The 12,685-nt window shown below is 33.3% G+C and carries 17 protein-coding genes and 1 pseudogene; 11 read left to right on the top strand and 7 right to left on the bottom strand.

The window, feature by feature from the left end:
* The first annotated feature begins 54 nt into the window (after positions 1-54).
* Together MRBLBA3_RS18095 and MRBLBA3_RS18090 are read left to right on the top strand one after the other, a co-directional pair.
* Positions 55-714: a hypothetical protein gene (locus MRBLBA3_RS18095; RefSeq protein ID WP_363382719.1), complete on the top strand. Its 660-nt coding sequence runs from the start codon at positions 55-57 to the stop codon at positions 712-714.
* A 254-nt stretch (positions 715-968) separates the two neighbouring features.
* Positions 969-1,877 carry an alpha/beta fold hydrolase gene (locus MRBLBA3_RS18090; protein ID WP_044741172.1) on the top strand — a complete coding sequence of 303 codons (909 nt, stop codon included), beginning with the start codon at positions 969-971 and terminating at the stop codon, positions 1,875-1,877.
* 207 nt (positions 1,878-2,084) lie between these two features.
* Here MRBLBA3_RS18090 and MRBLBA3_RS18085 read toward each other — a convergent pair whose 3' ends face one another.
* The 4 genes and pseudogenes from MRBLBA3_RS18085 to MRBLBA3_RS18070 all read right to left on the bottom strand — a co-directional run bounded on the left by MRBLBA3_RS18085 (position 2,085) and on the right by MRBLBA3_RS18070 (position 3,579).
* Positions 2,085-2,309 (bottom strand): hypothetical protein, encoded by a 225-nt coding sequence (locus tag MRBLBA3_RS18085; protein ID WP_002035172.1) that lies wholly within the window; start codon positions 2,307-2,309, stop codon positions 2,085-2,087.
* Between the two features lie 419 nt (positions 2,310-2,728).
* Positions 2,729-2,938 (bottom strand): glycine zipper domain-containing protein, encoded by a 210-nt coding sequence (locus MRBLBA3_RS18080; protein WP_328025195.1) that lies wholly within the window; start codon positions 2,936-2,938, stop codon positions 2,729-2,731.
* Between the two features lie 113 nt (positions 2,939-3,051).
* A pseudogene (locus tag MRBLBA3_RS18075) lies at positions 3,052-3,264 on the bottom strand (DDE-type integrase/transposase/recombinase); the annotation flags it as partial.
* Between the two features lie 114 nt (positions 3,265-3,378).
* The gene (locus MRBLBA3_RS18070; RefSeq protein WP_363382714.1) at positions 3,379-3,579 is read right to left on the bottom strand and encodes a DUF1657 domain-containing protein; all 201 of its coding nucleotides are present in this window, start codon (positions 3,577-3,579) and stop codon (positions 3,379-3,381) included.
* A 210-nt stretch (positions 3,580-3,789) separates the two neighbouring features.
* Between MRBLBA3_RS18070 and MRBLBA3_RS18065 the strand changes: the two genes are divergently transcribed.
* Positions 3,790-5,016 (top strand): phospholipase D-like domain-containing protein, encoded by a 1,227-nt coding sequence (locus tag MRBLBA3_RS18065; protein ID WP_363382711.1) that lies wholly within the window; start codon positions 3,790-3,792, stop codon positions 5,014-5,016.
* A 221-nt stretch (positions 5,017-5,237) separates the two neighbouring features.
* On the opposite strand, the gene MRBLBA3_RS18060 is transcribed toward MRBLBA3_RS18065, so the two are convergent.
* Complete coding sequence (locus tag MRBLBA3_RS18060) at positions 5,238-5,864, bottom strand: SMI1/KNR4 family protein (RefSeq protein ID WP_363382708.1); 627 nt, start codon at positions 5,862-5,864, stop codon at positions 5,238-5,240.
* Between the two features lie 486 nt (positions 5,865-6,350).
* Between MRBLBA3_RS18060 and MRBLBA3_RS18055 the strand changes: the two genes are divergently transcribed.
* The 8 genes from MRBLBA3_RS18055 to MRBLBA3_RS18020 all read left to right on the top strand — a co-directional run bounded on the left by MRBLBA3_RS18055 (position 6,351) and on the right by MRBLBA3_RS18020 (position 11,603).
* Positions 6,351-6,608: a helix-turn-helix transcriptional regulator gene (locus MRBLBA3_RS18055; protein WP_363382705.1), complete on the top strand. Its 258-nt coding sequence runs from the start codon at positions 6,351-6,353 to the stop codon at positions 6,606-6,608.
* 2 nt (positions 6,609-6,610) lie between these two features.
* Positions 6,611-7,021 carry a hypothetical protein gene (locus tag MRBLBA3_RS18050; protein ID WP_002188570.1) on the top strand — a complete coding sequence of 137 codons (411 nt, stop codon included), beginning with the start codon at positions 6,611-6,613 and terminating at the stop codon, positions 7,019-7,021.
* 364 nt (positions 7,022-7,385) lie between these two features.
* Entirely contained in the window at positions 7,386-7,478 is a 93-nt protein-coding gene (locus MRBLBA3_RS18045) for a YjcZ family sporulation protein (RefSeq protein WP_080018058.1), read from the top strand.
* Positions 7,479-8,291: 813 nt separating this feature from the next.
* The gene (locus MRBLBA3_RS18040) at positions 8,292-8,948 is read left to right on the top strand and encodes a uridine kinase family protein (RefSeq protein WP_044741056.1); all 657 of its coding nucleotides are present in this window, start codon (positions 8,292-8,294) and stop codon (positions 8,946-8,948) included.
* Between the two features lie 75 nt (positions 8,949-9,023).
* On the top strand, positions 9,024-9,461 hold the full coding sequence (locus MRBLBA3_RS18035) for an NUDIX hydrolase (protein ID WP_044741057.1): 438 nt from the start codon (positions 9,024-9,026) through the stop codon (positions 9,459-9,461).
* Between the two features lie 467 nt (positions 9,462-9,928).
* Positions 9,929-10,471 carry an NADPH-dependent FMN reductase gene (locus tag MRBLBA3_RS18030; RefSeq protein ID WP_044741058.1) on the top strand — a complete coding sequence of 181 codons (543 nt, stop codon included), beginning with the start codon at positions 9,929-9,931 and terminating at the stop codon, positions 10,469-10,471.
* A gap of 288 nt (positions 10,472-10,759) precedes the next feature.
* Positions 10,760-10,942: a hypothetical protein gene (locus MRBLBA3_RS18025; protein WP_044741059.1), complete on the top strand. Its 183-nt coding sequence runs from the start codon at positions 10,760-10,762 to the stop codon at positions 10,940-10,942.
* Between the two features lie 202 nt (positions 10,943-11,144).
* Positions 11,145-11,603: a hypothetical protein gene (locus MRBLBA3_RS18020; protein WP_363382699.1), complete on the top strand. Its 459-nt coding sequence runs from the start codon at positions 11,145-11,147 to the stop codon at positions 11,601-11,603.
* Between the two features lie 140 nt (positions 11,604-11,743).
* Here MRBLBA3_RS18020 and MRBLBA3_RS18015 read toward each other — a convergent pair whose 3' ends face one another.
* Both MRBLBA3_RS18015 and MRBLBA3_RS18010 read right to left on the bottom strand, forming a co-directional pair.
* A complete protein-coding gene (locus MRBLBA3_RS18015) occupies positions 11,744-11,851 on the bottom strand; it encodes a YjcZ family sporulation protein (protein WP_000505670.1) in 108 nt (35 codons plus the stop codon).
* Between the two features lie 269 nt (positions 11,852-12,120).
* Positions 12,121-12,591 carry a hypothetical protein gene (locus MRBLBA3_RS18010; protein WP_363382694.1) on the bottom strand — a complete coding sequence of 157 codons (471 nt, stop codon included), beginning with the start codon at positions 12,589-12,591 and terminating at the stop codon, positions 12,121-12,123.
* Positions 12,592-12,685 lie beyond the last annotated feature (94 nt).

Below are 12,685 nucleotides of genomic sequence, written 5' to 3'. Positions count from 1 at the left end.
GCACTCGAAAGAGTGCTTTTATTTTGTCCTCAGACATAAATAAAAGCAGGGGTGATGTATATGAAGAAAGTATTTATGAGTTTATTGATAGCTACTACGTGTCTTATATTCACTGGTTGTTCAGCAGACATGAAAGTTGTAGAAGAAGATGCTACGGAAAAATTACAAGATAGCAAGTTGTTTCCGTATATTGAAGAGGCTAGTTACAAAGAAGGTGGTAAAAAGGAAGATAGAACTTCAGTAAACATTAATATAAATGTAGATGAACGATTCTCTGATTTAGAAACAATGGAAAAATATGAAGTGATGCAAGATGCTGTTAATAAGCTAGATGGATCTTCAAGCCTAATTAAATGTGGGAATGACAACCGTTGCATTTATGACAATCTCCATATTTCTGATGGCAATGACAAATACACAATGGATGTTTTTTATAAAGAATTAGTAATTAATGATAATAAAAAATACACTAAGTCAGATTATAATTCTGATATGAATCAAATAAAGAAAAAAGAAGAACCTGTTAATACTACTACGAATTCCAACGCAGTTCCTTCTTCATCTGTAGGACAAGAGGCACCATCTACATATGATCCTAAAAAGGATTCGGCTAACTATGATGCTAATGGTAATTATAAACCAGTTGACCAGATGAAACCTGAAGAAATCAAAAAGGAATTAGAAGGATTCCTAGAAGATTCTTTAAAAAGGTAGTTAAAACAAAATATAGATTTGAACCATATTTCTCAATGAACAAAACAACTTAACATGGTAAAATAATATTTGGATGGGAGTCCAATACATATTATTAAAATTAAGATGGTTCAAGTCGGAGAAAGGCACCTTAGGGTGTCTTTTCTTTTTTCTAAATGAGAGTTTTGGCTTAAAGAAGATAAATTTTCAACGGATTATTGTCATGAATATATTGATAAAGTTCATCAATATATTTGTAGAAAGGAGGAATTCAAGTGAATAGAGATGATAATAGGATTGGTCACTTTACATCTGAAAAAGGAAAGGAAGACTTTCAAATTGCCTACGATGAATCAATGGCACTTCTTCCAAAACCTAACGATACGAAAGATATAAAAACTAAATACGGCACAATTCGTACTTATTACTTTACTAAAGAGGAAAACAAACATAAGGAGCCAATACTCTTACTCCCTGGACGTGGTGCATCTACTCCAATGTGGGTACCCAATTTAGAAGGGCTAAGGGAGAAAAGGCCTGTTTACACGATAGATTTACTCGGTGAACCTGGAATGAGTGTGCAAACGAAGGTGATTGAAAACCAAAAACAACAAGCAGAATGGTTAAATGAAGTAATTGAAGGATTAAGTTTAGAAAAAGTGCATATCGTGGGTGTCTCCATTGGAGGTTGGACAACAATGAATTTGGCCAGATATAATCCAGAGCATATTGCTACGGCTAGTTTATTGGACCCAGTCTTTGTATTTGCGCAAATGCCCATAAAGATGATTCTTGCATCTATTCCAGCTGCCGTCCCTATTGTACCTAAGTTTATAAGACAAAAGATGTTAAGCTATGTATCTGGAGGAGCAGAAACAAATGACGATGAGCCTATCGCTAAGTTAATCGAGTCGGGTATGCGTAACTATAAACTTAAAACACCAGCACCGGATCTATTTAGTAAAGAAGACTTGAAAAATATCAATGTTCCAGTGCTTGCATTAATGGCGGAAAAAAGTACAATGCACAATTCCGTAAAAGCAGTTGAAACTGGGAAAAAATACGTTAAAGATATAGATATAGTTAACTGGAAAAATGCATCTCACGCAATCAATGGTGAGTTCTCTAACGAAGTTAATGCCAGAATCCTTGATTTTATAGAAAAACATTCTAATGATAACTAAGTTGAAAGTGGAAAATATGTTGTAATAACAACTTTATCTCTATATAGCTATTTAGGAGGATTTAGCTCATTTTTTGTTTTAGGATATTTTAAAGTACCCCCTAAATGGAATTTTTTTATAGCACCGAAGTTCATTTTTATGATTTTTGGGGAAGAATGTGCTTCTTAACTTGATACCGCAAAAAAACAAACAGGAATGACTATTAAGTCATTCCTGTTCCTTAAAGAAACCTTCTATGGTACTAGTAACTTCCTTGAATGCTTCACCTTGGACACTAGAAATTGATAATCCTCCAATTATATTTTTCCACTGTGAATTTACACTATCCCAGTTATCATCCCAATTTTCAGTAATATGCTTATAAGCTTTAAAAGGTTTATCACGACTTGGTGAAACATATTTTAAAGCATCTATCAACTCTACAAACTCCAAAACACTTCAGGCCCTTCTTTTAGAATTGGAGTTACCTCTTCGTTTCGAGATAAAACTTCCATTTAGGTGGTGCTGTTAAATTTAAAAAGCTAAAACAAGCATAACCCCGTTCTAAATTTAGGACGGGGTTAAAATATAGTTGTTTAATTTCCGATATAAGATACTTCACTGTACTCAAAAATATAACAATAAAGTCGATTGATAATCTAAGGTTTATTCAGCAATAGCGCCCGATTGCGGAAGACCAAGAAAATGATTATGATTGCTGCTTATAGCTTGTTGAACTAACGCACACGTTACTTTAAGTGAATTGATTCACAATCTTACTGGGAATTTACCTAAAAAAGCTGAATTAACTTAATAAAAAAAGGACTCCCTTTTTGGGAATCCAATTCATTCAGTGTCACTTTGGTTAAAGTCTAATCTTCTCGGTTCGCAACACTGTCATTAGCCTCATCGGCACCTTCGCCGACTTTGTTACCCATCGCTCCTCCTACAACAGCTCCTGCAACGGTACCAAGTGGACCAAGAACAGAACCCATAGCAGCTCCAGCGACAGCACCGACACCAGTTCCTACCGCTTCGCCAGCATCATTATCGACACGATTACGTTCGTTTTTATCAGCCACTCATCTCACTCCTTATTTAGAATAGGCAAGTGCATTCCAGCACAATACCTTACATATTTTGACCTATAAGGACAGATTTATGCGAAGTGTTAGAATCCTGAGGATTTAGCAAACCGGCGCTTTACATAGCGATGATCTTGTTCTATGTAATTATTGAAATGTTTGATTGTAGAATGAGTAGTACTTTTATAAAAGTCATTCACCTTTAATTTTTAGAGTGAACAAAGTAAAAAAAGGGCCTTATCTGTTGTTAGAACCGTTGGTTCTCCAAAAGTTTGAACGAGTCGTTTCATAAAAGCATACGCAGATTGTGTATTCCGTTTCTTAAGTTGATGGGCATATGGCGATACCCTTTAATCGTAATCAGCATTATGATAATCGTTATTTAAGCTGGGCACTCTTCCATGGGGACGATATTCTATGTGAAAGGTATTATGTTATTACTTGTACTGAGGCTCTTCATGTTCAATTTGTTGAAGACGAGGATTTAAAGATTCAATAATTTCTTGAGTTTGTTGTGCTGCACCTTTATATAATTGTTTTGCTTGCTTGTTATCAGTATCAAGAACAAATCCTTCTAGGCATGCTTGAGCACTCTTTAATCCAGCGATAGTTTGTTTAAGTTTAGTACGTACTGTCATGTAGTATTCCTCCTTATAAATGTACTTCAAAATATAGAATGCCTATTTTGTTATCATAGTACGATTTCCAATTTTAGGGATATGCGAATGAGAAATTTTATAGTTAATCATTCAAAGGAGAATTTTTTAGCTAATAGATGCATGGAATAGTTTTGTCCCAATAACAAAAACTAACAGAAATAAAACGATAATATATAAAGGAGATTAAATATGCTGAAAAAGATAGGGGGAATTTTCCGAGTATTCCTCTTTTTATTTATCGGTGGATGCTTAGTTTTGTTTGTTTGGGGGGAAATTGACAGAACAATAGCCGAAAAAAATGGGGTATTTAGCCAGAATTCTAGTCAATACCCTATGCGTCAAAGTGATATTACTATGTATACAGATGGGAAACAGTTAAACAATCAATTATTCTCAGATATAGAGAAAGCAAAGCATTACGTGCATATTAACTTTTTTTCTATTGCTGATGATAAAGTAAGTCATCAGTTTCTAGAGCTATTGCGGAAAAAAAGTCAGGAAGGTGTAGAAGTATACTATGCAGTGGACAGGTTAGGTGGAATTTTACTAAAGAAAAAGGAAAGAGAATTATTAGTTAAAAAAGGAGTTCATTTTACATATTACAATAAACCTGTTTTCCCTTATCTTTTTTCTTCTTTGGATCATCGGAATCATCGTCGTATTTCAGTTATTGATGGAAAGGTTGGTTACATTGGCGGATTCAACATCGGAAAGAAGTATTTGGGGGAAAAAGAAAAACTTGGTTATTGGAGAGATTATCATCTTCAAATACGAGGAGAAGGAGTTCAAGATTTAGAACACCAATTTGTATTAGACTGGAATAAAAACTCAGAGAAACCGATTCCGATACACAATGCGGTAAAGGAAAAGGGAGCAACCTCGCAACGATTTACTGCATATTATAGTGGAGAAAAACTTGGGCAAGATTATGCAATGCTGTTTCAACAAGCAAAAGAATCCATCATTATATTAACACCTTATTTTATACCAAAAGACAGAACTATTTGGAACGCATTAGTAGATGCAAGAAAGAGGGGAGTCCGTGTCAAAATTCTATTCTCACCTCATTCGGATGCACTATTAGTTAAAGAAGCAGCATATCCATATATCCGAAAAGCATTAAAACAGGGGATGGAAGTATATGGTTATAAAAATGGGGTGTTACACGGTAAAGTATTTTTGATTGATGAAAAAGTATTGATGGTTGGGACCGTGAATTTTGATTCACGCTCGTTTCATTTAAATGAAGAAATGAACTGTTATATTCATGACCCTATTTATATTTCGAGAATAAAACCAGTGATTAATGCAGACTTACAAAATTCAAAGCAAGTAACATCCTCTGACGTCAATCAATTATCTATAAAAGAAAAAATGAAAGAAAAGGTTGCAAAAATGTTTGAGTATTATTTGTAAAGACAAAGTATTTTTATATTAGGGATAGTTTCACATTGCCATCAAGATAAGAAATGCAAATACCCCATATCCTTCAAGCTAACAAGGACGAGTTACTCCAAAACGATAAAAACGATCAACATGCATCAAAAAAACCACGCTAAGCAAAAATACAATAAGCTGTCCATATGGACAGCTCATTTACATAATTACCGTTATTGGAAGTTAAAAGTGCCTATGTTTTAAAGTTCTGTGAAGAGTTTTTTCCATTTTTGTGCTATTTCACTATCTGTATTTATACCCTTTGAATCTATGAAGATTTCCCATTGCCAGATTTCAGCCCCAATTAAATGCAAATCAGTAAACTTTTCAATAAACTCAATAAAATTATCTGCTACATAAGTGACTGAATCTTCTTCATGATCCCAGTAAACAACAGCTGCATCTTCGTTATTAGAATTCAAATCTAAAGCAAGATAATCACCGTTGGGAACGGTATAGAATGCTAATTTTTGTCGTAAGTTTTCACCATAATTATCTCCTACATCCTTTAAGCTATCTGCAACTTCTGTTAAGTCCTCAATTGAATCTAAATTCCAACATAGTTCACCTGCAAAGATATCATTAAATTCAGCTGGTATAGAAAGTTCATCTGGAAAGGACCATCTAAGCTCTACTTGCTTTGAAAATTTCACTAAAACTTCTTTGAAGCTAATAGGGAGAGGATAACCTAATTGTTGTTCTATTAATTTAATTTCTTCTTCTGTTGCTGATTTTTCAACAACGAAAGATTCAATATCGCCTTTAATTTTTTCTATTTGATGAAACGTTTCGTTCCAGTTATTAATCCAATTTTGACTGTTCAGCATAGCCAGTCCTCTCTTTTTATGTATTTATAAGATTAGATTATCATGGTAAGGCTTCTTTGTATCAAAGTTTTTTTATGAATACTCTATTCATGTGCGGTTAACATAACGTCCCATTATCAGTAGCAAGAATAAGGAGGAACCCTAATCTCATAAGTAAATCTCCTTTTTTTGTTCTATGGATCTATGCATTTTTTTATACATTCCTATCCTGGCATGGTTTTTAGGTTACTGGATTAGCAGAAAAACTGTATAAAATCTTGCATACTCTTAGCCTGGTTTTTTTCCGAAATGCTGGCGGTATCCCTAATACTAATAACTGAGTTTCTTCAATAAGCAAAAGAAAAACAACACAATATAAGCCGTAAGGACAACAAAACCACCAAGTAAAATAAACTTGGTGGTTTTAATATTTTATGTAGTGTTTCCTTTACTTTTTGTAATGTTTTATATACTTTTTGTAAATGTATATTTACATTTTTACTTAAATTGGATAAAATGAATGTGACAAATTTACAAAAAGGAGAATTAGTGAATTTGGTTATAAACAAAGTAAAACAATACCGTGTTATTAGAGACATCACCCAAGAGCAATTAGCTTCCTCTGTTAATATCACCAGGCAATCCCTCATCGCTATCGAGAAGAATAAATACAACCCCAGCTTAGAATTAGCCCTAAAATTATGTGAGTTTTTTGATTGTAAAGTGGAGGACTTATTTCAATTAGATAAAACTGGGGAGGAATAACAATGAGAAATAAAAATATGGAAAGAATGACGTCTTATACTGTTCTTTGTTTAATAGGAGCTGTACTTCTCTATTTTGAAGGCGGGATTGAATTGAGTCTTCAGTATGTAATAGGATTTATTATCTTCTCAGCAATTTTCGGGCTTATAGGAAGATTGTTTTTTAAGAAGAAAAATGAATCTGGTGCTTATCCACTACCAGAAACGGACGAACGAATTGAAAGTTTAACTTTTAGAATTGTTTCTCAAATTTTCGCCCTTAGTCTTTTTATCGCCTTTGTCGTACTGTTTGTTTTGTATTTTATGAATAGAGAAGCTGTCATCCGAGTAGATTATGTTCTTGGTTATGTGTTCCTAGTTTTCTTTGTCGGGTTAACTTTTGGTCCAAGAATCGCAAAGAAAAGGGATCAATGATTAAAAAAAGGAATTATTCTTTTTATAATGATTCAAATAGTGAGGTGTTGATATTATGACTAAAATTCAAATAAGCGAACTTCCTAAATCTGTTCAGCGCGTACTTAGAGTAATGCGTGGCGAAGAAAAATTAACACAATGACAACGGATTAAGCCAGTAGACTTTCACTCTTATAAAGCTGAAGAGATATTTCCAAATAGTCCCGAAATGCAAAAATTCTTTAATAAACAAAAGAAAATAACCGCAAAATTATAAAGAAAAAGGGACCTGCTCAATTAATGCCTAAAAACATAAGGTAAAGTAACCTGTTAAAATACATGAATGACCCCGTGTTTTCCCCTCCTATCTAAAGGAGGAACTATTATGGGATTTGGTGGTAGTTGTGGTGGTGGCTTTGCTTTATTAGTTGTATTATTTATTTTATTAATCATAGTTGGAGCTAGCTGCTTCTGCTAAAAAACTATTGGGAAAGACACTCTTATATGGGTGTCTTTTCTTTATGCGTTAAAAAGCCCACCTATTTCCGTAGGTGGGCTTTATCTTTATTACACAATACCAAAGTATACTCTCATTTTCTCGTAAACTTAATGCAATTATACATATTCGGTAAAATTACACCAAATAAATATTACATGTAGTAAAATATAACTTGTGGACACGTTCTATAAAGCAGATTCTTCGATTAGAAGGCGTAACACATCTCAACCATATAGATGTGGCGTTGCTTTAATCTAGCCAAACAAATGATCTCGATTCTCTTGTATTTGTACACTAACAATCTGATGAAAATAAATGATTCTGTTTTATAGGACGTGTTTGCGTAATGTCCAATACATATTATTAAAATTAAAGTGGTTCAAGTCGGAGGAAGGCACCTTAGGGTGTCTTTTCTTTATTACTTCAATTTGTAAATTAATAAAAAAGACTAGTAGCATATACTAGTCTTCTAAATGAGGTACCGCCACACCGCTATCAAGTTAAGAAATATATTCTTCCCCAAAATGAAAAAAATGAACTAAATTTCTATGGACAACTATGAAAAGATGAAATTTTCATTTTTGGGACACTTCAAAATATTAGCTTGATGGACATGTGGTACTACCCAAAATAACAATAAAATCCTTCGGAAATTAATATAGTTTTTTAAAAATAGAGATGATATGATGGATAATCATACCATTTTTTCACTTCATGTATGATTTTACAGTAGGATACCTCTATATTAAGATGATGTAAATAAGGGGATATATTAGTAACAGGGGGAGAATAATGAAAAAGTTATTACAAGAAATTATAAATTGGATCAGTATGACCGATGAACAGATTGTTATTGGCATTTCAGGACACGGTGCTGCCGGAAAAACAACGTTCGCCAATAAGCTCATAAACCAATTAAATCAAAATAAAGTGAGTTATATTAATACAGATCCATACATTATTAGTTCAAATGTACGAAAGTATACAAATATCCACTATACATATCAGAATGAAAATCATTATGATAAAATGACAGCTTGTCATCCATCAGCCCATCATTTGTCTGCGTTAGAAAGAGATGTTCAAATGGTAAGAGCTGGTTTAGATTTTTATACAATGGATACACATTATATGAAGAGTGAGTTAATTTCTTCGAAAAACAAGGTGACGATTGTAGAAGGAATGAGTGTCGCATTTATTAATCCAAATTTATTTGATTTGAAAATTTACTTCTATACAGATGGAGAAACAGAATTAATGAGAAGGTCTAGCCGTGATATTATTGAAAGAGGAGCCGATATTAATTACTTAAGGAAGTCTCATGAAGAACGTAGGATTCAGTATGAAGTGTTTATGCATCCGTATAGTCAACGTTTTGATATTATTATCAAAAATTCGAATGAAACAATATGTTTAGAAAAAAATACATTTGAGTTTTATAAAGTTTAAATGCAAATACTTTATTTACTAAAATAGCAAGTTAGTGAATAAATTGTTCATATTTTTTCGGAAGGAGGTTAAGCAATGAGAGCACCGTATCAAGTATTGATATTTCCTTATATAAAAACTGATGATTCCATTCAATATGCCATTTTTAATCGAAGTGATTATGGTTATTGGCAAGGAATAGCTGGTGGTGGAGAAGATGGTGAGACTCCTATTGAATCAGCAAAACGAGAAGCGTTTGAAGAGGCTGGTATTACAAGAGAAAGTCCATATATAAAACTAGATTCTGTGTCTTCAGTACCAGTAGAGGATGTAGTTGGTGAATTTCTTTGGGGCGAAGATGTTTATGTAATAAAAGAATTTTCTTTTGGAGTTAAAGTTCCTACAAAAAATATTAAATTATCTAAAGAACACTTCAATTATAAATGGCTGTGCTTTGAGGAAGCCGTAACGTTTTTAAAATGGGATAGTAACAAAACGGCTTTGTGGGAATTAAACAAAAGGCTGTTAAAATAATTAAAGTATTAGTTAACAAAGCCGATCGTGGAGCGAGAATTAAACAACTTAAAAAAGCTTTGCTACATTACCTATGTAGCAAGGCTTTTTTCTTAGCGTGCGAAATCGCGTTTTGTTGGTGGTCCCCCGCTAAGAGCATGCAAGATTTTATCCAGTTTTTCTGCTAATCCAGTAACCTAAAAACCATGCCAGGATAGGAATGTATAAAAAAATGCATAGATCCATAGAACAAAAAAAGGTGATTTACTTGTGAGATTAGGGTTCCTCCTTATTCTTGCTACCGATAATTTAGCGTTGTGTAAACTTGACATGTATAAAATATACAGGGTTCTTTATTCAACTGATGGAGCAAATTAGTTGAACACGACATTTCAAAAACAGTATGATTATGAAGGATGGAATATTAAGGAATTCGAAAAAATAGTGGAAATTTAAAAATCAAATTTGTAAATAGAATGGATGATACTATGAATGAAAACAGAATAAAAATACTCGCTATTTCAGGAAGTCTACGGAAGAATTCCTCTAATACAAACGTTTTATATGCTATTTCTAATCTGAAATCGGAAAATATTGATTTTCAATTTTATGAAGGATTGGAACATCTCCCATACTTTAGTCCTGAAGCAGATACAGATGATCCTCCTGCTTCAGTTAAGGACTTACGTGAACAACTTAAACTAGCTGATGGTGTAATAATTTGTACCCCTGAGTATGCGAGGGGAGTTCCAGGAGTTCTAAAAAATGCTCTTGATTGGGTTGTATCATCGGGAGAATTTATGAATAAACCAGTAGCTGTTATTAGTGCTTCTTCACGTATTACAGGTGGAGATAAAGCGCACGAATCAATAATGCTCACATTACAAATGATTGAAGCAAATATCCCCCAAAAAAGCACTTTACAAATTGGTGTCGTAGGAACCAAGATTAATAGTAAAGCAGAAATCCTAGATCCTACGACGAGAGAACAATTAAAATCAGTGCTTAATTCCCTTATTTCATCTATCTAATGTTAAGCAAAACACATGTATTTACTTCCGATAACACTTGATTATGTGAACATAAGAGCCCTCCAGATCAATTAAACTGGAGGGCTTTTGATAGTCTCTAAAATATATTGACTCCTGATAATGAGACGTTATGTTAACCGAGTATGCATACAATATTCAACCGAAAACAAACAACATATCACCTCTCTTAAATGGTAAAATAGGGAAAAAGGATATTCTAAATAATACCTTTAGAAACCACTATTTATCACATAGGGGTTTTCGAAAAAAAGTAAAGGGGTGGGGGAAATGAAATATATTAATGGATTGTACATATCACTTATATTGATGATGTTCATTAATTTACTTAATATTACAATGTTTGATAATAAATACTCAGGGATAACAATGTATCTTTCTTCCGTTATATTCATAATTGGAAGCGCATTTTTCGGAAGTGCAAAACGGCTTAAAATGAGTGAGAAAAAATAAAGCAAAAAAGTGATAGTAAGTCCTCAAGTTAAACGAACTAGAGGACTTTTAATAGTCTTCTAAATATATTGAATCCCTATAATAGGACGTTATGTTAACCTAACATGAATACCCTATACATTTAATTTGGCACGTTCGCTATGCTCTTTCATAATTAAATTCTGTAAAGGCAAACTAACCTAAAAAGCCTTTGGAGGAACTTATGAGACAGTTTATCGTAGCATTAGTAATATGTATGACCATTGTTGTAAATCCGTATGAGGCACAAGCAAGTACATCGGCATCCCTGCCATGCAGTGTTATACTAAATCCACTCAACAAAGCAGACAAAAATGCCAAAGGAGTTGCTTTGGTCTATAAAGTGAAGTTAACAGCGAGTTTTCCACGAACAAACATAAGCATTCTGGGTGTACACCTACCGGACCCAAACACTTTAGGTAATTATGATACATACGAAGGTTTTGCCTTCATTCCAGAGAAAATTAGTTGGCGATTCAAACTTTATCCTTCTGAAGAAGATGGTGGTCCTACTTGGGCCGGAAGAATTGACATTATTACAGCAGAAATGAAAGGGGTACAGATTCAAGTACGCCCATCCAATTCCAAGACCGAGAAGTTAGGATTACTTGTTTTAACAAACAGTATCAAAGCATGTAAATAAAGAACAGTCCATACAACTTCCAATAACGATAATTATATAAATAAGCTGTCCATATGGGCAGCTTATTTTATTTTTTGTTTAGCACGGGGATTTTTTCATGAAGAAAAGACACTCACATGAGTGTCTTTTCCGATAGTTTTTTAGCAGAAGCAAGCAGCTCCAACGATGATTAATAAAATAAACAATACAACTAATAAAGCAAATCCTCCAGCGAAGCCACAGCCGCCACAACTACCACCAAAGCCCATAACAGTTCCTCCTTTAGATAGGAGGGGGAAAACAAAGGTTCACTCATGTGTTTTAACGGATTCAATTTATTTTATACTTTTACGAATGAATGGAGCAGGTACTTTTGAAAATAAAGAAAAGACACCTTATAAGGTGTCTTCCTTCGATTTGAAACATTTTACGTTTAATAATATACGGTCTCGCCACTGAACTATTAGGCTGAAATTTTATAGTGTTTCTGAACAAAATTTTGTACTAATTTTGAATCCTTAAGTTGATGGGGATCCTTTTACGTTTTATCATTTTTAAAAAAATCCTTCATTATCTTAGCGCCTTTAATATTCACCGTCACACCTTCTACTTTATCTTTCTTCTCATCTTTAGCAATCGTAATTTGTTCCTTATTATCAACCCACACAAGAAACTCTTCTTTTGAGTCATCTTTATATGTAACGGTTATAGTAGAATGCGCAGATTGTTTCTTTTTTTGATCTAGTGTGATTGTTTTCGGTGTTCCGTTTTGGACTGCTGAAGCGATTGATTGTATCATTTCCTCGTTATCTGTTTGAGATTTGGAAGTAGTATTACTTGTTGTTCTAAATAACTCAATATTTGTAATGTCTGCAGAGTTTAATTGAATGGCATTTTTCGTATTTTCTTGCTTAGTTTTTGGAGTATTATTTGTAGTAGAAGTGCTTGTACAGCCTATTAAAGTGAAAGATAGAAAACTTAGAGCACATATGTAAGTGATTTTTTTCATTTTATCTCCTCCTCTAATTTAATTATAACAATATTCTGTTAATTTAGGCAGTTATTGTAAGGAAAAGGTAGAATAATATTTCATCCTTACAAAA

The organism is Bacillus sp. LBA3-1-1.1 (assembly GCF_040676495.1).
Classification (GTDB): Bacteria; Bacillota; Bacilli; order Bacillales; family Bacillaceae_G; genus Bacillus_A; species Bacillus_A nitratireducens.
The sequence above is the reverse complement of the archived record's forward strand: the minus strand, read 5'-3'. Positions and strand labels throughout refer to the sequence as shown.

What these genes read in the sequence shown, in the direction of transcription:
- MRBLBA3_RS18095 (WP_363382719.1), top strand. Translation starts at nt 55, where the DNA reads ATGTATATGAAGAAAGTATTTATGAGTTTATTGATAGCTACTACGTGT.
- MRBLBA3_RS18070 (WP_363382714.1), bottom strand. Translation starts at nt 3,579, where the DNA reads ATGACAGTACGTACTAAACTTAAACAAACTATCGCTGGATTAAAGAGT.
- MRBLBA3_RS18065 (WP_363382711.1), top strand. Translation starts at nt 3,790, where the DNA reads ATGCTGAAAAAGATAGGGGGAATTTTCCGAGTATTCCTCTTTTTATTT.
- MRBLBA3_RS18060 (WP_363382708.1), bottom strand. Translation starts at nt 5,864, where the DNA reads ATGCTGAACAGTCAAAATTGGATTAATAACTGGAACGAAACGTTTCAT.
- MRBLBA3_RS18050 (WP_002188570.1), top strand. Translation starts at nt 6,611, where the DNA reads ATGAGAAATAAAAATATGGAAAGAATGACGTCTTATACTGTTCTTTGT.
- MRBLBA3_RS18045 (WP_080018058.1), top strand. Translation starts at nt 7,386, where the DNA reads ATGGGATTTGGTGGTAGTTGTGGTGGTGGCTTTGCTTTATTAGTTGTA.
- MRBLBA3_RS18040 (WP_044741056.1), top strand. Translation starts at nt 8,292, where the DNA reads ATGAAAAAGTTATTACAAGAAATTATAAATTGGATCAGTATGACCGAT.
- MRBLBA3_RS18035 (WP_044741057.1), top strand. Translation starts at nt 9,024, where the DNA reads ATGAGAGCACCGTATCAAGTATTGATATTTCCTTATATAAAAACTGAT.
- MRBLBA3_RS18030 (WP_044741058.1), top strand. Translation starts at nt 9,929, where the DNA reads ATGAATGAAAACAGAATAAAAATACTCGCTATTTCAGGAAGTCTACGG.
- MRBLBA3_RS18025 (WP_044741059.1), top strand. Translation starts at nt 10,760, where the DNA reads ATGAAATATATTAATGGATTGTACATATCACTTATATTGATGATGTTC.
- MRBLBA3_RS18020 (WP_363382699.1), top strand. Translation starts at nt 11,145, where the DNA reads ATGAGACAGTTTATCGTAGCATTAGTAATATGTATGACCATTGTTGTA.
- MRBLBA3_RS18015 (WP_000505670.1), bottom strand. Translation starts at nt 11,851, where the DNA reads ATGGGCTTTGGTGGTAGTTGTGGCGGCTGTGGCTTCGCTGGAGGATTT.
- MRBLBA3_RS18010 (WP_363382694.1), bottom strand. Translation starts at nt 12,591, where the DNA reads ATGAAAAAAATCACTTACATATGTGCTCTAAGTTTTCTATCTTTCACT.